Genomic DNA, 19,414 nt, shown 5'->3' on the forward strand with positions numbered 1-19,414 from the left:
GCGCATGAAGATTTTCCAGCGCGAGCAGCGCTCGCTGTTCGGCGAGATCCTCGACTGGATGCTCACGCCGCTGCTGCTGCTGTGGCCCGTGAGCCTGGCGCTCACCTGGCTGGTGGCGCAGAGCATCGCCGGCAAGCCCTTCGACCGCGCGCTCGAATACAACGTGCAGGCGCTGGCGCAGCTGGTGACCGTGCAGAACCAGCGCGTCGCCTTCAACCTGCCGCAGCCGGCGCGCGAGATCCTGCGCGCCGACGATTCCGACCACCTCTACTACCAGGTGCTCGGCTCGCGCGGCGAACTGCTCTCCGGCGAACGCGACCTGCCGCAGCCGCCCGCCGGCGAAGCACCGGGACCCGGCGAGACACGCCTGCGCGACGACGAGATGCGCGGCCTCGACGTGCGCGTGGCCTACACCTGGGTGCGGCTGGACCTCCCGGGCGCCCAGCCGGCGCTGGTGCAGGTGGCCGAAACGCGCGAGAAGCGCTCCGTGCTGGCCACCGAGATCATCAAGGGCGTGATGCTGCCCCAGCTGGTGATCCTGCCGCTGGCGGTGCTGCTGGTCTGGCTGGCGCTGGTGCGCGGCATCAAGCCGCTGTCGGAGCTGGAGGAACGCATCCGCGCGCGCAAGCCCGACGACCTGAGCCCGCTGGACGAAAAGGTGGTGCCGCTCGAAGTCGCGCCGCTGGTGTCGTCAGTGAACGACCTGCTCACGCGCCTGAAGGGCTCGATCGCCACGCAGAAGCGCTTCCTCGCCGACGCCGCGCACCAGCTGAAGACGCCGCTCGCCGGGCTGCGCATGCAGGCGGACCTCGCGCAGCGCGAACACTTCAACGCGGAGGAGCTGAAGCAGTCGCTCAAGCAGATCGGCCGCTCCAGCATGCGGGCCACCCACACGGTCAACCAGTTGCTGTCGCTGGCGCGCGCCGAAAGCAGCGGCAAGGCCCTGGTGCGCCAGCCCTGCGACCTCGCCGCGCTGGCGGTGGAGGCGGTGCGCGACACGGTGCCGCGCGCGATGGAAAAGCACCTGGACCTGGGCTACGACGGCTCGCAGCCGGGTGCGCCCGGCGTCACGGTGCAGGGGAACGCGACGCTGCTCAAGGAGATGATCCGCAACCTGCTGGACAACGCGGTGAACTACACGCCTTCGACGCCGCAGCAGCCGGGCGTGGTGACCGCGCGCGTGCTGGCGGACCCGTTCGGCCAGGTGCTCCTGCTGCAGGTGGAGGACACCGGCCCGGGCATCCCGGTGTCCGAGCGCGAACTGGTGTTCCAGCCGTTCTACCGCACGCTGGGGACCAACGTCGACGGCTCCGGGCTGGGCCTGCCCATCGTTCTGGAGATCGCGCGCCAGCACGGAGCCTCCATCGAGCTGGACGACGCCCGGCCGGGGCAGGTGCCGCCCGGCACCCGCGTGACGGTGCGCTTCGACGCCGCGGCGGCGCAGACCACCGCGGACGAGGCCGCTCAGGCCGCCTTGTAGAGGTTGATCTGCAGGCGCTCGCGCTCGATCGCGCGGGCCACGCCGGGCAGCTGCGCGACCTTCTGCACGTGCGCCCAAAGCGCCGGATAGCCCTCGGGATCGATCTGCGCGAAGCCGCCCCAGCGCAGCAGGGTGAGCGCGTAGGCGTCGAGCGGGCCGAACTTGTCGCCGCCGAGGAAGGGCTGGCCTTTTTCCGCCGCCTTGCGCGCCATGTCCTCGATCTCCTGCAGCAGCCCCGCGTAAGTCTTGCCGTTGAAGGCTTTCAGCTCCGCCTGGGTGTCCGGGGTGCCGGCGAACTTGTGCGGCATGAACACGTGCGTGAAGGTCGGGTGCACGGTGTTGTTCATCCAGGCCAGGGTCTCCAGCACCTTGGCGCGCGCGAACGGGTCCTTCGGCAGGAACTGCTGCTCGGGGAACTTGGCGTCCAGCCAGGTGACGATGGCCACGATCTGCGTGATCGTGGCGTCGCCGTCGACCAGCACGGGCACCTGGCCCCGCGGATTGACCGCGCGGTAGGCAGGCTCGTTCTGCTCGCCCTTGTGCAGCTTGACCATCACCGGCTCGAACGCCGCGCCGGCCGTCTCCAGCAGGCTGTGCGGCACGAAGGAGCAGGCACCGGGGGAGAAATACAGCTTCATGGACATCACGGTCTCCAGGGTCAGCGGCAGGGCCGCAGGGGTTTCGTGCTCAGCACGGTCTTGAGTTCCTCCAGGCGCGGCCGCAGGGCATCGTCCACCGCCGGCAGCAGAAGGCGCACGCCGCGCTGCTCGGGGCGCTCCTGCACCACCCGCGCCGTGCGCACGCCGCGCTCGGCCAGCCCGGCCAGCTGCTGCTGCGCGGACGCCTCGCCGGTGTGGCTGCCGAGGGACAGCCCCGGCTCCAGCTGCGGATTGCCCACGGGCTCGAACGAGATCCCCAGCTGCCGCAGCTCCGCGCGCTTGCGGGCCACCTGCTCGACGCCGGCGTACGGCCCCATGTAGACGATCCAGCGGGCGGGTTCGCTGGCGGGCTCCAGCGACCAGCTGCCTTGGGGCCAGCCCTCGACGGTGGTCCGCACGACGCCCGCCATGGTTTCGTCCAGCGCCGGCGTCGCCAGGCATTCGGGCGGGCGCGGGGCCTGGGCCAGCTGCGCCTCGACCCGCCGCATGTCGTCGGCGGACAGCACCCGCACGGACTCGGGCCGGACCTGCTGCGCCACGCGCTGCGGCTCGGATTGCTGCGCCGGCCCCACGCCCCAGGCCTGCAGCAGGCCCTGCGACCAGGCGTAGAAACCGCCATTGGCCAACAGGAGGAGCAGGACGATGAGGCGCAGCATGGGTGGGACGTCAGGGCGCGGCCGGGCGCACGCTCACTTCCGAGCTGGCCACGGCCTGCAGGCCGGCCGCAGTATGCACCAGCAGGCTGCCGTCCTCGCCGACCCCGTGCGCGGTGCCGGCAGTGCCGTCGCTCAGCGTGACCGCGCGGTCGCGCAGCAGGTCGCGGGCGTCGAAGCGGGCGTGGAAGGCGCGGAAGCCGGCCTGCTCGAAGGCCTGGAGGTCGCGCACGAGCGCCGGGAACAGGCGCGCCAGGGCCGCCGGTGCGTCGGCCTGCGGCCACAGGTCCCGCAGGGCGGCCGGCGGCGTCGACAGGCCTTCCGCCGTCCGCGGCGCGAGGTTGAGGCCGATGCCGATGACGGCGTAGCGGGCGCCGGCGCCCTCGCCGAAGCTGGCGGTCTCGATCAGGATGCCGCCCAGCTTGCGGCCTTCGACCCACAGGTCGTTGGGCCACTTCAGCCGGACCTGGGGGTGCAAGCTCTCGGCGACGCTGGCGCCCACGGCCAGCGACAGCCCCGCCCAGTCCGCCGGCGCCAGCGGCAGGCCCAGCGAGAAGGTCAATGAATCCCCGGGCGCGCTCTGCCAGGCACGGCCCAGCCGGCCCCGGCCGGCGGTCTGCCGCTCGGCCACCAGCAGGACCGGTTCGGCCTGGCCGGCGCGCGCGCGCCGCATCAGCTCGGTGCTGGTCGAGTCGACCTCCGGCAGGACCTCCACCGTGAAGCCGGGCAGCAGCGGCGCCACGGCTTCCCAGATCGCTTCCGCCGGCCAGCGCATGGTCAACGCCGGCGCTTGGGTGCCAGCAGCGTGCCCCGGCAGTTCTTGCTGCCGCACCAGCAGGGGTACTCCGCCTTCAGCTTCTTGGTGTACGGCTCGTCGATGATCAGGCCGTAGTCGTAGTTCAGCTCCTCGCCGGCCCGGATGTTGCGCAGGCTCTTGATGAACACCCGGCCTTCTTCCTCGTCCGCCTCGCAGTTGGGGTTGCAGGAATGGTTGATCCAGCGGGAGGCATTGCCGCCGTGGGCGGCGTCGATCACCCGGCCGTCGTCGATGTGGAAGTAGAACGTATGGTTCGGGTCTTCCGGGTTCCAGGGGTGGCGGCGCTGGGCCTCCTTCCACGTGATGATCTCGCCCACATATTCGATGAGCGTCTCGCCCTCCGGGATGTCTTGCAGGGCGAACACGCCCTTGCCGTGCACGCCCGACTTGCGGACCTGGATGCGGCGGTTGGTCTTGGGAGGCGACTTTGCGGGCATTGAGAAATTTCTGTTAACTTGGATTCGTACGCGTACGCGCGTGTGCGCGTGCGCGTACACGCGCGAGGAACAGCGCCGATTGTAAGAACACCCAAGGAGGGGCCGCCGCAAGGGGGCCTGCTGGATCCGTGAGCAAAACATTGGTCATCGCCGAAAAGCCGTCCGTGGCCCAGGACATCGTCCGCGCGCTGACGCCCGTGGCCGGCAAGTTCGACAAGCACGACGAATACTTCGAGAACGAGAAGTACATCGTCACCAGCGCGGTCGGCCACCTGGTCGAGATCCACGCGCCGGAGGAATTCGACGTCAAGCGCGGCAAGTGGAGCTTCGCCCACCTGCCCGTCATCCCGCCCTATTTCGACCTGAAGCCGGTGGACAAGACCAAGTCGCGCCTGAACGCGGTGGTCAAGCTGGCCAAGCGCAAGGACGTGACGGACCTGGTGAACGCCTGCGACGCGGGCCGCGAGGGCGAACTGATCTTCCGCCTGATCGAGCAGTACGCCTTCGGCAACGAGGGCGAGCCGGCGGGCAAGAAGGCGGCACCGGCGCGCAAGCCGGTGCGCCGGCTATGGCTGCAGTCGATGACGCCGCAGGCCATCCGCGACGGCTTCGACAAGCTGCGCAGCGACCAGCAGATGGCCGGCCTGGCGCACGCCGCCCGGTCGCGTTCCGAAGCCGACTGGCTGGTCGGCATCAACGGCACGCGCGCGATGACGGCCTTCAACTCGCGCGATGGCGGCTTCTTCCTGACCACCGTGGGCCGGGTGCAGACGCCGACGCTGGCCATCGTGGTCGAGCGCGAGGAGCAGATCCGCAAGTTCGTCAGCCGCGACTACTGGGAGATCCACGGCTCCTTCCTGGCCGAGGCGGGCGAGTACCCCGGGAAGTGGTTCGACCCGAGCTGGAAGAAGGACCCGGAAGACCCGGAGAAGCGCGCCGACCGCATCTGGAACGAGAAGGATGCGCGCGCCATCGCCGATGCCGTGCGCGGCAAGGCGGCCACCGTCACCGAGGAATCCAAGCCGACGACGCAGGCCGCGCCCGGCCTGTTCGACCTGACGTCGCTGCAGCGCGAAGCCAACGGCCGCTTCGGCTACTCGGCCAAGACGACGCTGGCACTGGCGCAGTCGCTGTACGAACGCCACAAGGCGCTGACCTACCCCCGGACGGACTCGCGCCACCTGCCGCAGGACTACGTGAAGGTCGTGCACGACACCATGGGCATGCTGGCCGACAGCGGCATGCGCCACCTCGCGCCCTTCGCGGCGCAGGCGGTGAAGGAAGGCTACGTCAAGCCGATCAAGCGCGTGTTCGACGACAGCAAGGTGTCGGACCACTTCGCGATCATCCCGACGCTGCAGGCGCCCAGCGGCCTCTCGGACGCCGAACAGAAGCTCTACGACCTGGTGGTGCGGCGCTTCCTGGCGGTGTTCTTCCCGAGCGCCGAGTACCAGGTGACCACGCGCATCAGCGAAGTCGTGGGCCACAAGTTCAAGACCGAGGGCAAGGTGCTCGTCAAGCCGGGTTGGCTGGCGATCTACGGCAAGGAAGCGGCGGCCGAAGTCGAGGACGCCAAGGAAGGCGACAAGGGCCAGAACCTCGTGCCGGTGAAGCCGGGCGAGATGGTCCGCACCGAGACGGTCGAGGCCAAGGGCCTGAAGACGCGCCCGCCGGCGCGCTACAGCGAAGCGACGCTGCTCGGCGCCATGGAAGGCGCCGGCAAGTTCGTCGAGGACGACGAGCTGCGCGAGGCCATGCAGGAGAAGGGCCTCGGCACGCCGGCCACGCGCGCGGCCATCATCGAAGGCCTGATCAACGAGAAGTACATGCTGCGCGAAGGCCGCGAGCTGATCCCCACGGCCAAGGCCTTCCAGCTGATGACGCTGCTGCGCGGCCTGGGCGTGGAGGAGCTGAGCAAGCCCGAACTGACCGGCGAATGGGAGTACAAGCTCGCGCAGATGGAGCACGGCAAGCTGTCGCGCGACCAGTTCATGCACGAGATCGCCGACATGACGAAGCGCATCGTCATGAAGGCCAAGGAGTACGACCGCGACACGGTGCCGGGCGACTACGCGACGCTGAAGACCCCCTGCCCCAACTGCGGCGGCGTGGTGATGGAAACCTACCGCCGCTACAACTGCGTGGGCGGCAAGGGCAAGGAGCCCTGCGGCTTCTCGTTCACCAAGATCCCCGCCGGGCGCGCGTTCGAGCTCGACGAGGTCGAGACCTTCCTGCGCGACAAGCGCATCGGCCCGCTGCAGGGCTTCCGCTCCAAGGCGGGCTGGCCCTTCACCGCCGAACTGGCCCTGAAGTTCGACGAGGAAGAGAAGAACTGGAAGCTCGAGTTCGACTTCGGCAAGGAAGACAACCCCGCGGAGACCGGCGAGGTGGTCGACCTTTCCGCGCAGGAGCCGCTGGGGCCCTGCCCCAAGTGCGGCGCCCGCGTCTTCGAGTGGGGCAGCAACTACGTCTGCGAGCGTGCCGTGCCGACCCAGGAACATCCCACGCCCACCTGCGACTTCCGCAGCGGCAAGATCATCCTGCAGCAGCCGGTGGAGCGCGAGCAGATGGCCAAGCTGCTGGCCACCGGCAAGACCGACCTGCTGGACAAGTTCGTCTCCATGCGCACGCGCCGGCCCTTCAAGGCCTTCCTGGCCTGGGATGCCGACGCCGGCAAGGTGAACTTCGAGTTCGAGCCGCGCGCCAGCAAGTTCCCGCCGCGCAAAACGGCGGGCGCCGCGACGAAGACGACGGCGGCCTCCCGCGCCGCCGGCAAGAAGGGTCCGGCCGTGAAGGCGACGGCGAAGGCCGCCAAGGCGGTGGTCGCGAAGAAGGCCGCGCCCGCGAAGAAGGCGGCGGCGAAGAAGGCCGCCGCGCCACGCAAGACGGGGCCGGGCCTGAAGCCGAGCGCCGAGCTGGCGGCGGTGGTGGGCAGCGAGCCGCTGGCCCGCACCGAAGTGATCAAGAAGATCTGGGACTACATCAAGGCGCAGGGCCTGCAGGACGCAACCAACAAGCGCGCCATCAACGCCGACGCCAAGCTGCGCGCCGTGTTCGGCAAGGACCAGGTCACCATGTTCGAGCTGGCCGGCATCGTCGGCAAGCACCTGACTTCGGAGTAGCCGCATGCCGAGCGCCGCCACGCTGGAAAGCTTCATCGCGCGCGTCGAATCCAACGCGCACGTCGAGGCCATCGAGGAGTTCTACACCGAGGACGCCTCGATGCAGGAGAACAACGAGCCGCCACGCGTGGGCCGCGACAAGCTGGTGGCGAACGAGGCGAGGGCCTTGTCCCTCGCGGCTTCGGTGACGTCGCAATGCGTGCGTCCGGTGTTCGTGAACGGCGACCACGTGGTGATCCGCTGGATCTTCGAATTCACCGGCCACGACGGCAGCAAGCGGCGCATCGAGGAGCTCGCGTACCAGCGCTGGGAAGGCGAGCGCATTCGCGAAGAGAAGTTTTTCTACGACCCGAAGCAGTTCGTGCCCGTGCAGCCCTGAGCTGCCACGGCCGCCCGTCGGGACGGCTTGACGGGTGGCGAACGACAGATAAGCTATTAGCCAATTCGTTAATAGCTGAAATGTCCCTCGACCGCATCTTCGAAGCCCTTGCCTCGGGCCCCAGGCGGCAGATCCTCGCTTACCTCTCGGAAGCGGAACTCACCACGTCGGACCTGTCCGCGCGTTTCGCGATGAGCACACCCGCCGTCTCCCGCCACTTGTCCGTCCTCGAGCAGGCAGGGCTCGTCACCAGCGAGCGGCGGGGACAGTACGTCTATTACCGGCTGGAGCGCGACGCGCTCGTGAACAGCCTGGCCGGCTATGCCTTCGAAGTCTGCCCCACGGCGCGGCCCTTGAAGCGGGAATCGCGTGCGCTGGCGCGGGCACGCCAGGGCGGAACCACCTGAAGGAGAACGAGATGCACGGACTGCCTGAGAGCATGCAGCACCACAGGGTCCAGGCCCATCCCTCCGCGAGCGTCGTGCGGGGGACGGTGCGCTGGTCGCCCGGCAAGTCGCTCTGGTTCACGGGCATGGGTCTCATCGCGGTCGTCGGCGGGGCGGCCACCTTCTCGTGGACTGCGGTGGCCGTGTTCCTGATCGCCACCGGGACGGTGCTGCTGCTGGGCCATTCGCTGGGGAGCCACCGGAAGATGATCCACGACAGCTTCGGCTGTCCTCGCTGGCTCGAACGCACGCTCGTCTGGCTGGGCGTGCAAGTTGGGCTTGCCGGTCCCATCGGGCTCCTGCGCCAGCACGAGCTGCGCGACTTCGCGCAGCGCTTGCCCCACTGCCACCCGTATCTGCGGCACGGCAGCGGATTCTGGACGGATGCCTGGTGGCAGTTGCACTGCGAACTGGAGCTCGATGCGCCGCCCGACATCGCCGTCGAGGCGCGCATCGCCGACGACCCGTTCTACCGCTGGCTCGAGCGCACCTGGCGATGGCAGCAGCTTCCCCTGGCGGTGCTGCTTCTTGCGATCGGGGGCTGGTCCTTCGTGGTCTGGGGCGTTTGCGCCCGGATCACCGCGGGGGTGTTCGGCCACTGGCTGATAGGCTACTTCGCCCACAACCACGGTCCGATGCACCATGTGGTCGACGGCGCCGCGGTGCAGGGACACAACATCCGCTGGACCTCCCTGCTCACCATGGGCGAGAGCTGGCACAACAACCACCACGCCTTCCCCGGCTCAGCGCGCCTGGGCATAGGCCCCGGGGAGTGGGATCCTGGCTGGTGGGCGCTGGTGGCGCTGCAGAAATGCGGCTTGGCCTGGAATCTTCGGACGCCGGACCAGTTGCTCCCAAGAGTGGAACTGCGCGCACTCGATGCCGTCGGGGCCCGAACTGGCGACGACCAAGGCGCCGTTCCGACGTGGCGCGAGCTTTGGGCCTGGTCCGACGTGCGGCGTGTGCCGGAGCCACTGGTGTTGCGCGGTCCTTCGGTGACCGTGCCCGCGCGCGCTTTCGCGTGGCTGCTGGGCGGCGGGGGGAACTTCACCAGGGACCGGGCCGCACAGCGGCTGTCCGGGTGTCTCGGCGGATTCCGGATGTCCGGCCTGCCGGCGCTCTGGCTCGCGACGGCACGTCGCTCGCCGCTGCACCGGTATGCGGCACTCGCATGGCTGCCGGCGGCGACGGGCCTCGAGAGCCTGCGACGGTTCGCCAGCGTTCCGCGCTGAGGGAAGCGGCGCATTGACACGCCGCCGCGTCCGCGCGCCAATGGCGCTTCATCCCCCAACACACCAGAAGGAGACAAGGATGAAGATCCAGCGCAGGGGCATGCTGGCCGCGGGTGCCGTGGCCGGCGTCAGTGCCGTCACGGGTTGCGCCACGACGGCTGGCGCCGGCGGCACGGCCGCGTTCGAAGTGCCGCGGACCACGCTGCCGGTCGTCGGCAGCAGCGAAGTCTTCCCGGTCCGCCGCATCTATTGCATCGGCCGCAACTACGCGGCGCATGCACGCGAGATGGGTTCGGACCCGACGCGCGAGCCGCCGTTCTTCTTCCAGAAGCCGACCGACGCCATCCAGTACGTGGCACCCGGCACGACGGCGGACCACCCTTATCCGCCGCTGACCCGCAACTACCACTACGAGATCGAGCTGGTCGCCGCCCTGCACCGCGGCGGCGCCAAGGTGCCGGTGGAGCGCGCGCTGGAGCTGGTCTACGGCTACGCCGTGGGCCTGGACATGACGCGGCGCGACCTGCAGCGCGCGATGGGCGACGAGAAGAAGCCGTGGGAGATCGGCAAGAGCTTCGACCGCTCCGCCCCCATCGGCCCGATCCACCGCGTCGCCCAGGTCGGGCACTACACGCAGGGCCCGATCTCGCTGCGCGTGAACGGCCAGGTGAAGCAGAACGCCAACCTCAACCAGATGATCTGGAACGTCGCCGAGCAGATCAGCCGGCTGTCGATGGCCTTCGAGCTCCAGCCGGGCGACATCATCTTCTCCGGCACGCCGGAGAACGTCGGGCCGGTGGTGAAGGGCGACGTGATGGAAGGCGCGATCGCGGGGCTGCCCGTGCTGAGCGTGCGGGTGACCTGAGCTGCCGCCGGCCCTGCCGCTCAGGGCCGACGCAGATGCCAGGCCTTCGGCCGCGTGAACGCCTGGATCCCGTACTTCGACAGCGTGAGCCCAACACCGGAGTCACCGACGCCGCTCCAGGGCAGGCGCGGGCTGACGCGATCGCAGCAGTTCCAGTAGACGCTACCGGCGTGCACGCGCGACAGGATGCGCCGGGCGCGGTCCTCGTCCTTCGTGTAGACGCCGGCCGTGAGGCCGTATCGCGTGTCGTTCATCCAGTGCACGGCCTCCTCGTCGTCGCGCACCTTCTGGATGCCGATCACCGGGCCGAAGCTCTCCTCGCGCATGATCTCCATGTCGTGGTTCACGTTCACCAGCACGGTGGCGTCGAACCAGTTGCCGTCGCCGATGCGGCGCTCGCCGCCCACCAGCAGCGCGGCGCCGTTGGCGATGGCGTCGTCGACCTGCGCTTCCAGCACGTCGAGCTGCGGCGCGCGCGTGATGGCGCCGATGTAGGTGTCCTCGCGCATCGGGTCGCCCATGCGCATGCCCTTCACCGCATCGACGAAGGCATCGACGAAGTCGTCGTGGATCTTCTCGTGCACGTAGATGCGCTCGACCGAGCAGCAGCTCTGGCCGGTGTTGTACATGGCGCCGTCGGCCAGCGATTCGGCGGCGGCCTTCGGATCGGCGTCCTCGGCGACATACGTCGGGTCCTTGCCGCCGAGCTCCAGCTGGACCTTCACGAAGCGCTGGCCCACGGCCTGCGCGATGCGCTGCCCCGTGGCGTGCGAGCCGGTGAAGAACACGCCGTCGACCTTCTGCTCCAGCAGGGCCGCGCCGACCTCGCCGCCGCCCACCAGGCAGACCATCACGTCGCGCGGCACGCCGGCCTCGTGCAGCAGGCGCGCGATCTCCAGCCCGGTCAGCGTGGCGTACTCGGACGGCTTGTAGAGCACGGCGTTGCCCGTGAGCAGCGCCGGCAGGATCACGTTGCAGCCGACGAACCACGGGTAGTTCCAGGCCGAGATGTTGGCGACGAGCCCCAGGGGCTCGTGCTGGATCTGCTCGCGCATGCCGCCTTCGTCGAAGACGGTTTCGGCCGCGATCGCGGCCTCGGCTTCGGCCAGGAAGAAGTCGATGCGCGGCAGCAGGCCGTTCAGCTCGTTGCGCGACATCTTGATGGGCTTGCCGGTCTCGCGCGTCATCGTGGCGGCCAGCGGCTCGAGGTCCCGCGTGACGCCCGCGCGGAAGCGCTCGATGCAGGCCTTGCGCTCGGCGAAGGGACGCGCGGCCCAGGCGGGCTGCGCCGCGCGCGCGATCTTGGCCTTGGCGGCCACCGCGGCGGCATCGTCGGCCGGCAAGGCGATGACCAGTTCGCCCGTCGCCGGGTTGTGGATGTTCAAGGTGCTCATCGGATGTTGCGGGCCGCGCGCGCGGCCTCGAGGAAGTCGCGCAGCAGGGGCGTGTCGTCGACGACCCCCAGTTCGGGGCGGTGGAATTCCGGGTGCCATTGCACGCCGGCGATCCAGGGTCCGCCGGTGTGGCGGATGGCCTCGACCACGCCGTCGTCCGGCGAGACCGCCTCCACCTGGAAGCCGGGGGCCAGGTCTTTGATGCCCTGGTGGTGCACGCTGTTGATGCGGTGCCGGCCCGGCTGCAGCAGCTGCGCCAGGCGCGTGCCGGGCAGGATGTCCACCTCGTGGAAGTTCAGGTCGTAGGCCGCGGCGTCGCGGTGCACGCGCGCGCCCGGCTTCTGCGTGGTGATGTCCTGGAACAGCGTGCCGCCGTGCGCCACGTTCAGCAGCTGCACGCCCCGGCAGATGCCGAACACCGGCTTGCCTGCGGCAGAGAAGGCCTTCACCAGCGCGATCTCGTACTCGTCGCGCACGCGGTCGCCGTGCCACTCGGGCTTCAGCGGCTGCTCGCCGTAGGTGCCGGGCCAGACGTCGGCGCCGCCGTGCATCACGAGGCCGTCGAGCCAGGACGCATAGTCTTCCACCCGCACCTCGCCGCGGAAGGTCTCGCCGGCGAACGAAGGCACCATCACCGGCAGCGCGCCCTGCGACATCACCCAGTGCGCCGTCGACTGCTCGATCCACAGCAGCGTCTTGGACGGCGCCGCCTTGCGTTCCCCGTCGGGGTGGAAGAAGCAGGCGCTGATGCCGATCTTCAGCCGGCCGTCCATCACAGCGCGGCGGCGAACAGCCGCTCGAAATCCTGCGCCGTGACCGGGCGGGGGTTGGTCTGGTGGCAGATGTCCTTCACCGCGATGTCGACCAGCTGCGGGATGTGTTCGCGCTTCACGCCGTGGCTGCCCAGCGTCCCCTTGATGCCGATGCTTTCCTTCAGCGTGCGCAGCCAGGGCACGAAGGCCGGGCCGCCGCCGGGCACCTTGCAGACGTGCGCCAGTTCGTCGAACTTCTCCGGCACCGTCTCGTGGTTCCACTCCAGCACCGCATCGATCATCAACGCGTTCGCCAGCCCGTGGTGGAGGTCGCACACGGCACCCAGCGCATGGGCGCACGAGTGCACCGCCCCCAGGTCCTTCTGGAAGGCGATGGCGCCCATCATCGAGCTCATCATCATGTCGCTGCGCGCGGCGATGTCGCCCGGCACGTGCACGGCGCGATGCAGCGAGCGTGCCGCCAGCCGCGCCCCTTCGAGCGCGATGCCGTCGCACAGCGGGTGGTAGGCCGGCGAGAGGTAGCTCTCGATGTTGTGCGTGAGAGCGTCCATGCCGGTGGCCGCCGTGACGTGCGGCGGCAAGGCCAGCGTGAGTTCGGGGTCCGCGAACACCTTGCGGGCCAGGATCTTCGGGCTGAACACCACGCGCTTGAGGTGCGTGGCGTCTTCGCTCACGACCGAGGAGCGGCCCACCTCCGAACCGGTGCCCGCGGTCGTCGGCAACGCGACGAAGTACGGCAGTTCGCGCGTGATCGGCCGCACCTGGGGGTGGTCCCACACGTACTCGATGATGTCGCCCTCGTGCGTCGCCGCCAGCCCGACCACCTTGGCGACATCCAGCGCCGCGCCACCCCCGAAGCCGATGACGCAGTCCGCACCGTGCGCCTTGTACGCCGCCGCCCCGGCCATCACCTGGCTGGCGGTCGGGTTGCCGAACACGCCGGAGAACACGGCGACTTCCAGCCCCTGCAGGTGCGACTGGAACTCCGCCAGCACCGGCAGCGCGGCCAGCGCGCGGTCGGTGACGACCAGCGGCCGCTTCAGCCCCTGTTCGCGCAGGTGGGCCGCGACCTCCTTGCGGGCGCCGGGCCCGAACTGGATGGCGGTGGGAAAGGAGAAGCTCGAAAGGCTCATGGGGTGCGGCTCAGGTCCAGGTGCATGTGGTTCTTGGCATAGGGGCGGCCCGCCACGCGGATCGCATCGGGCTCGACGCCGAAGGAGCGGAAGCCGGCCGACGCGTACAGCCGCTGCGCGTGCGCGTTGCCCTCCGTCACGGTGAGCACCAGCGACTCCAGCCCGTTGAGCCGGGCGTGGGCGACGAGCGCCTCGAGCAGCTTGCGCGCGACCCCTTGCCCGCCGACCTCGGGAGCGACGTACATGCCGACCACCGTGGCCTTGTGGCGGTTCTTCGGCCGGTGCTCCCGCTCCAGCCCGACGAAGCCGTACAGCTCGGCGTGCTGGTAAGCACCCCAGAAGGCGTGCGTGGCCAGGCGCTGCGCCGCCGCCTCCACCGGCTGCTGGCGGTCGTCCTCGTAGCTGGACGTGAACGCATCCGGATGCTCGCGCAGGGCACGCAGCCGCAGCGCGCGGTACAGCGTGGCGTCGGCGGGCCCGAGCATGCGGATCAGCATCAGATGATCTCGAAGTAGCGTTTCAATTCCCAGCTGGTCACCGCATCCTGCCACTGGCGCCACTCCCAGTCGCGCGTGGCGGCGAAGTGGTCGACGAACGTGTCGCCCAACCAGTCGCGCGCGATCTCCGACTGCTGGAAGATCTTCGTCGTTTCCAGCAGCGAGCGTGGCGCCCGCGGCACGTTCTCGCTGCCCTGGTTGGTGCCGGTGATCGGCGGCGCGGTGAGCTTGAGCCCCTTCTCCACGCCGTGCATGCCCGCCGCGATCACGGCCGCCATCGCCAGGTACGGGTTCACGTCCGAGCCCGGGCAGCGCGTCTCCAGCCGGGTGGACTTGGCGGAGCCCGCCAGCACACGGAAGCTGGCCGTGCGGTTGTCGATGCCCCAGGTGGGCTTCACCGGCGCCCAGAAGCCGTCCACCAGCCGCTTGTAGCTGTTGATCGTGGGCCAGAACATCGGCCCGAACTCCATCAGGCAGGCGACCTGACCGGCCAGGTAGCTTTCGAACAGCGGGCTCATCCTGCGCGCCGCATTGCCGTCGAAGAACAGGTTGGTCTTGCCGTCCGACAGGCTCTGGTGGATGTGGCCGCTGCAGCCCGGGTAGTCCTGGCTCCACTTGGCCATGAAGCTGGGCATGATGCCGAAGCGCTTGCCGATCTCGCGCGCGCCGGTCTTGAACAGGATGGCGCGATCGGCCTGCTCCAGCGCGGTGGAAAAGCCGATCGCCACTTCCATGACGCCGGGCCCGGTCTCGGTGTGCAGGCCCTCGATCGGCACGCCGAACGCCAGCATCTCGTCCATGAGCGCGTTGAAGAAGCCGGGGTTGTCCGCCATGCGCAGCAGCGAGTAGCCGAACATGCCGGGGGTGATGGGCGTCGGCGGCACGCCGTTCTTCTCCGCCCACGTGTGCGGCGTCTCGCGGAAGTTGAACCACTCGAACTCCATGCCGCACATGGGCTGGAAGCCGAGCTTCTCCGCCCGCGCCAGCACGCGCTTGAGCACCTGCCGCGGGCACACCGGGTGCGGTGAGCCGTCGGCATTGACGAACTCGCCCAGGAAGAAGGGCACGCCGTTGTCCCAGGGCACGTTGCGCGCCGTGCCCAGGTCGACCTGCGCCAGCGCATCGGGAAAGCCGTGCTGCCAGCCGGTGACCTGCGTGTTGTCGTAGGTCGTGTCGAGCATGTCCCAGCCGAACACCACGTCGCAGAAGCCGAAGCCGCCGCTGGCGGCGCCCTCGAACTTGTCGATGTGCAGGTACTTGCCGCGCAGCACGCCGTCGATGTCGCTCACCGCCACCTTGACCTTGGTGGCGCCGGCCTTCTTCAGCTTGTCGAGTGCGGGATGGTTCTGGCTGGACACTGGCGCTGGCTCCCTGCCGGCGACGCGTGCCGGCGGTCCTCATCTTGACAGCGTTCCCGGCCGTCGTGGGGTGACACGGCCGTGGCGCGTTGTCGGCGGATGCCGACGAGCTGCGTCCTGCTGCTGAGCTCGATGGCTCCACGGGGCGCCGGCATTGCGGCGCGTGCGCGCCATGCGTAGGATGGTCCTCCCGGTTATCGTTGCAGGAGGGTCTGGTGGCTACCCATCGCGACATCGCCTCGAGGCGCACCGTGGCCCTCGTGGGCCCCAGCGCCGCAGGCAAGACCAGCCTGGCGGAAGCCTTGCTGTGGAAGGCCGGGGCGGTGGGCGCGCCCGGCAGCGTGGAACGGGGCACGACCGTGTCCGACCACGACCCCCTCGAGAAGAAGGCGCAGCGTTCGCTCAACGCCACGCTGCTGCACTTCACGCACCGGGGCATCACCACGCACCTCGTCGACACGCCCGGCGCGGCCGACTGCCTCGGGCAATCGCTGCCGGCGCTGGAGGCGGTGGAGACCGCAGCCATCGTCATCAACGCCGCCACCGGCATCGAACCGATGGCGGTGCGGATGATGGAGTGGGCGAAGCAGCGCGAGCGCGACCGCATCGTCATCGTCAACAAGATCGACGGCCAGGGCGTCAACCTGCAGTCGCTCGTGCAGGAGATCCAGGCGGCGTTCGGCCGCGAGTGCCTGCCGCTCAACCTGCCTTCACAGCGGGGCGAGCGGGTGCTGGACTGCTTCTGGAAGATGAAGGACGAAGGGCCGCCGCCGGACTTCTCCTCGGTCGAGCAGGCGCACCGCGCGCTCGTCGAACAGGTGGTCGAAGTGGACGCGGCTTTCGTCGAGCGCTACCTCAACGAGGGCGACGTCGAGCCGGCGGAGCTGCACGCGCCGCTGGAGCAGGCCCTGCGCGAAGGCCACCTGGTGCCGATCTGCTTCGTCTCCTCGCGCACCGGCGCCGGCGTGCCGGAGCTGCTGGACGTGATCGAGCGGCTGCTGCCGGACCCGGCGGAGAGCAACCCGCCGGCCTTCCTGGAAGGCGAGGGCGAGGCGGCGCGCCCGATCCAGGCGGCGGTGGACCCCGACAGGCACGTCCTGGCCCATGTCTTCAAGATCACGCAGGACCCCTACGTCGGCAAGATGGGCGTGATCCGCGTGCACCAGGGGACGATCACGCGCGACAGCCAGCTCTACGTGGGCGACGGCCGGCGCCCTTTCAAGGTGGGCCACCTCTTCATGCTGCAGGGCAAGGAGCTGAGGGAGGTGGCGAAGGCGGTGCCCGGCGACGTCTGCGCGATCGCGAAGGTGGAGGAGCTCCACTACGACGCGGTGCTGCACGATGCGGCCGAGGACGCGCACATCCACCTGAAGCCGCTGGAGTTCCCCGTCCCGGTGCACGGCCTGGCCATCGCACCCCGGCGGCGCGGCGACGAGCAGCGCCTGCACGACATCCTGCAGAAGCTGGTGAGCGAAGACCCGTGCCTGCGGGTGGACCACGTGGCCAGCACCAACGAGACCGTCGTGTACGGCCTGGGCGAACTGCACCTGCGCACGCTGCTGGAGCGGCTGACCGAGGTGCACAACTGCCAGGTCGAGACGCGGCCGCCGCGCATCGCCTACCGCGAGACGATCACCGCGCCCGCGCAAGGCCACCACCGCCACAAGAAGCAGACCGGCGGTGCCGGCCAGTTCGGCGAGGTGTTCCTGCGCGTGGAGCCGCTGCCGCGCGGGGCGGGCTTCCAGTTCGTCGACGAGGTCAAGGGGGGCGCGATCCCGCACAACTTCATGCCCGCCGTGGAGAAAGGCGTGCGCCTGGCGACGGAGCAGGGCGTGGTCGCCGGCTATCCGGTGGTGGACCTGAAGGTGACGGTGTACGACGGCAAGCACCACACCGTGGACAGCAAGGAGATCGCCTTCGTCACGGCCGGCCGGAAGGCGCTCGTCGCGGCGGTGCAGGCGGCGCGGCCCTGCGTGCTGGAGCCCATCGTCGACGTCGAGATCGCGGCACCCGAGCAGCACATGGGCGACATCACGGGCGACCTCGCCGCGCGGCGGGGCCAGGTCAGCGGCACCCAGTCGGCGACCGCGGGCGCGCTGACGGTGCTGGCCCAGGCTCCGCTGTCGGAGCTGGCCAGCTACCAGTCACGGCTGAATTCGCTCACCGGCGGGCAGGGCCGGTACACGCTGGCCTTCAGCCACTATGAACCGGTGCCGCCGGCCGTGCAGGCGGAGCTTGCCTCGCAGTACAAGGTGCGGGACGAATAGCGCCGCGGTCCTAGCGCTGCTGCCACCCGCGGCCACGGCCGTCCCCGTCGTCGCGCTCCCAACGGCCCTCGCCGCGGCCCGACCCGCGTCGCCCATCCTCGCGCTGGAGCGGCGCCTGCGGCTGGTACCGCGGCTGCGGCGCGCTCTGCAGCGGGCGGACGCGGTCGTCCCGCTGGTGCCAGCCATCGCGGTCGCGCGGCTGGCGGATCGGCGCATCCTGCTGCGGGCGCACCGACTGCTCGTACTGGAAGCGCGGGTCCTGCTGGCGGCGTACCTGCTCGGCCTCGCGGATCTGCCAGCGCGCGTCGCGTTCGGCATCGCGCTGCAGCCTCTCCTGTTCACGGTGGGCACGGTACTGCTCCTGCACCGCCGGCGGCAGTTCGCGCCGCCCTTCGGGCCGTGCCGGGGCGACGCCGAACTCGGCGCGATGGATGCCTTGCGGCGCCACCGGCTGCCAGTGGCGGTGCACCGGGCGGCCGCGGCGGAAGTCTTCCTCGCGCACCGCCGTGATGGCGTGCGGACGCTGCCGCCACACGTGGTTGCCGTAGTGGCGCGGGTAGGCGTCGAGGTTGATGTTGAAGTTGGCGAAGTTCACGTAGCGCGGGGACGTGCGGTACGCGGGCCACCACGCCTCGCCGGGTGCCAGCGGATACCAGGCCACGGCCGGCCCGGTGCCGATGCTGAACTGGGCGCCACCCCCCGCGAACACCACCAGCGCCGGCGCATAGACCGGCCGGCTCGTCATGCGGCCGGGCACCCACGCCCAGCGGTCGGCGATCATCGTCCAGCGGCCATAGTGGAACGGCGCGAAGCCCCAGGGCGCGTCGTCGATCCAGGTCCAGCCCCAGGGCTGGATCCATTCCCACCGGCCATGGCGGTAGGGGGCCCAGTCCTGCACCGTCACCTGCGGGAACCAGACGGGGCCCAGCCCCGGGTCCTGGCTCCAGGTGCCGTGGCCGTCGAGCGCCGTGGCGCCGACCACGCCGCGCGGGACATAGCGGGTGGCGATCGCCTGGTCTTCGGCACGGTTGCGCGCTGCGGCCCACGCACCGAAGGCGTCCTGCGCCTGGCGGGGAACGTTCACGTGCTGCAGGGCGCGTCCGGTGAAGGCCGCCTGTTGCCCGGCCGAGAGCTGCACCGACTGGCCGCCTTCGCCGAACACCTGCGCCGTGCCGCTGAGCACCGTCACGCGCGTGTCGCGGCCATCCGCCGCGACGTCGAGACGGTATTCCCCGGGGTGCAGCGCCCGCAGCGCGAGGTTGGGCGTGCCGACCTCGAAGTTCTCGCCCTGGGTCAGCTCGCGCACGCGGGCGCTCAGCGATCCCTGCTGCAGCAGGAATTGCGCGACCCGCTCGTCCAGGGCGCTGAAGCCCAGGTGGCTCTGGTTGCCGATGTGCACCGTCGCGGACCCGAGCTGGAGCTCGGCCCGGGCGCCGCGATCGGTCCACAGGCGGTCGCCGGTGGTGAGCGGCCGGTTCTGGGGCAGCTCGATCCAGTCTTCCTCCCCCTGCGGAGCGAAGACCACGCTGCCTTCGCGGGCACCGAGGTGCGCGACCCGCGCCGGAGGGTCCGCATCCTGCTGCGCGAAGGCGGACGCGGCAACCCAGAACAGCAGCAGCGCAGCGGCCCAGGGCAGGCTGCGCACGAAACGGCGGTAGGCTGTGGAGTGCATGGGGCTCATGTGGCGGGACTTCATCGTCCCTCAACGCGCGAGCGTGGACCGGCGCGGTAAACCCATCGTAAATTGCGCAACGCCGCACCGCCAGGCTTGGCCGCCGCGTGACGAATTAACGAAGCCCGCGCGACCCGCCCGGGACCGGCGGGTTCCGGCCCACTCCGTCCATTTCAGGCAAAACCGTTTCACCTTGGCGCCGGCCCGCCCGGGGCGTACCGTGGCGCCCG

Annotated in this window: 16 protein-coding genes and 1 pseudogene; 7 read left to right on the plus strand and 10 right to left on the minus strand. The window is 70.0% G+C overall.

Features of this window, described 5'->3' with window-relative positions:
* Positions 1 to 4: 4 nt before the first annotated feature.
* Positions 5 to 1,480, plus strand: coding sequence for a sensor histidine kinase (locus IM787_RS07620; protein WP_193676036.1), 1,476 nt, complete (start codon positions 5 to 7; stop codon positions 1,478 to 1,480).
* Here the strand turns inward: IM787_RS07620 and IM787_RS07625 are convergent.
* The 4 genes and pseudogenes from IM787_RS07625 to IM787_RS07640 form a co-directional block, all read right to left on the minus strand.
* Positions 1,465 to 2,124, minus strand: coding sequence for a glutathione S-transferase family protein (locus IM787_RS07625; RefSeq protein ID WP_193676037.1), 660 nt, complete (start codon positions 2,122 to 2,124; stop codon positions 1,465 to 1,467). The two genes, IM787_RS07620 and IM787_RS07625, sit on opposite strands and share 16 nt — an antisense overlap.
* Before the next feature lie 14 nt (positions 2,125 to 2,138).
* Entirely contained in the window at positions 2,139 to 2,795 is a 657-nt protein-coding gene (locus tag IM787_RS07630; protein ID WP_193676038.1) for an SPOR domain-containing protein, read from the minus strand.
* A gap of 10 nt (positions 2,796 to 2,805) precedes the next feature.
* Positions 2,806 to 3,567, minus strand: a complete 762-nt coding sequence (locus IM787_RS07635; RefSeq protein WP_193676039.1) for a biotin--[acetyl-CoA-carboxylase] ligase — start codon at positions 3,565 to 3,567, stop codon at positions 2,806 to 2,808.
* Between the two features lie 11 nt (positions 3,568 to 3,578).
* Positions 3,579 to 4,046, minus strand: a pseudogene (locus IM787_RS07640) (SET domain-containing protein); the annotation flags it as partial.
* Positions 4,047 to 4,174: 128 nt separating this feature from the next.
* Between IM787_RS07640 and IM787_RS07645 the strand changes: the two are divergent.
* The 5 genes from IM787_RS07645 (at position 4,175) to IM787_RS07665 (ending at position 10,090) form a co-directional block, all read left to right on the plus strand.
* Positions 4,175 to 7,168, plus strand: coding sequence for a DNA topoisomerase III (locus IM787_RS07645; protein WP_193676041.1), 2,994 nt, complete (start codon positions 4,175 to 4,177; stop codon positions 7,166 to 7,168).
* 4 nt (positions 7,169 to 7,172) lie between these two features.
* Positions 7,173 to 7,547 carry a nuclear transport factor 2 family protein gene (locus IM787_RS07650; protein WP_193676042.1) on the plus strand — a complete coding sequence of 125 codons (375 nt, stop codon included), beginning with the start codon at positions 7,173 to 7,175 and terminating at the stop codon, positions 7,545 to 7,547.
* 80 nt (positions 7,548 to 7,627) lie between these two features.
* A complete protein-coding gene (locus tag IM787_RS07655) occupies positions 7,628 to 7,954 on the plus strand; it encodes a metalloregulator ArsR/SmtB family transcription factor (protein WP_193676043.1) in 327 nt (108 codons plus the stop codon).
* A gap of 11 nt (positions 7,955 to 7,965) precedes the next feature.
* On the plus strand, positions 7,966 to 9,225 hold the full coding sequence (locus tag IM787_RS07660; protein WP_227494161.1) for an acyl-CoA desaturase: 1,260 nt from the start codon (positions 7,966 to 7,968) through the stop codon (positions 9,223 to 9,225).
* Between the two features lie 79 nt (positions 9,226 to 9,304).
* Positions 9,305 to 10,090 carry a fumarylacetoacetate hydrolase family protein gene (locus IM787_RS07665; protein ID WP_193676044.1) on the plus strand — a complete coding sequence of 262 codons (786 nt, stop codon included), beginning with the start codon at positions 9,305 to 9,307 and terminating at the stop codon, positions 10,088 to 10,090.
* Positions 10,091 to 10,110: 20 nt separating this feature from the next.
* Here IM787_RS07665 and IM787_RS07670 read toward each other — a convergent pair whose 3' ends face one another.
* Genes IM787_RS07670 through IM787_RS07690 form a run of 5 tightly spaced genes read right to left on the minus strand, consistent with a single transcriptional unit; the run spans position 10,111 to position 15,245 of the window.
* Positions 10,111 to 11,484 (minus strand): aldehyde dehydrogenase family protein, encoded by a 1,374-nt coding sequence (locus IM787_RS07670; protein ID WP_193676045.1) that lies wholly within the window; start codon positions 11,482 to 11,484, stop codon positions 10,111 to 10,113.
* Positions 11,481 to 12,257: a gamma-glutamyl-gamma-aminobutyrate hydrolase family protein gene (locus tag IM787_RS07675; RefSeq protein ID WP_193676046.1), complete on the minus strand. Its 777-nt coding sequence runs from the start codon at positions 12,255 to 12,257 to the stop codon at positions 11,481 to 11,483. The genes IM787_RS07670 and IM787_RS07675 overlap by 4 nt, the downstream gene beginning before the upstream one ends.
* On the minus strand, positions 12,257 to 13,390 hold the full coding sequence (locus IM787_RS07680; RefSeq protein ID WP_193676047.1) for an iron-containing alcohol dehydrogenase: 1,134 nt from the start codon (positions 13,388 to 13,390) through the stop codon (positions 12,257 to 12,259). The genes IM787_RS07675 and IM787_RS07680 overlap by 1 nt, the downstream gene beginning before the upstream one ends.
* Positions 13,387 to 13,887: a GNAT family N-acetyltransferase gene (locus IM787_RS07685; RefSeq protein ID WP_193676048.1), complete on the minus strand. Its 501-nt coding sequence runs from the start codon at positions 13,885 to 13,887 to the stop codon at positions 13,387 to 13,389. The genes IM787_RS07680 and IM787_RS07685 overlap by 4 nt, the downstream gene beginning before the upstream one ends.
* Positions 13,887 to 15,245 (minus strand): glutamine synthetase family protein, encoded by a 1,359-nt coding sequence (locus tag IM787_RS07690; protein WP_193676049.1) that lies wholly within the window; start codon positions 15,243 to 15,245, stop codon positions 13,887 to 13,889. The genes IM787_RS07685 and IM787_RS07690 overlap by 1 nt, the downstream gene beginning before the upstream one ends.
* A 215-nt stretch (positions 15,246 to 15,460) precedes the next feature.
* Between IM787_RS07690 and fusA the strand changes: the two genes are divergently transcribed.
* Positions 15,461 to 17,512 carry an elongation factor G gene (gene fusA, locus IM787_RS07695; protein WP_354004370.1) on the plus strand — a complete coding sequence of 684 codons (2,052 nt, stop codon included), beginning with the start codon at positions 15,461 to 15,463 and terminating at the stop codon, positions 17,510 to 17,512.
* 10 nt (positions 17,513 to 17,522) lie between these two features.
* On the opposite strand, the gene IM787_RS07700 is transcribed toward fusA, so the two are convergent.
* Positions 17,523 to 19,184 (minus strand): DUF6600 domain-containing protein, encoded by a 1,662-nt coding sequence (locus IM787_RS07700; protein ID WP_193676051.1) that lies wholly within the window; start codon positions 19,182 to 19,184, stop codon positions 17,523 to 17,525.
* Positions 19,185 to 19,414 lie beyond the last annotated feature (230 nt).

The organism is Ramlibacter pallidus (assembly GCF_015070875.1).
In the GTDB taxonomy this organism is placed as follows: Bacteria; Pseudomonadota; Gammaproteobacteria; order Burkholderiales; family Burkholderiaceae_C; genus Ramlibacter; species Ramlibacter pallidus.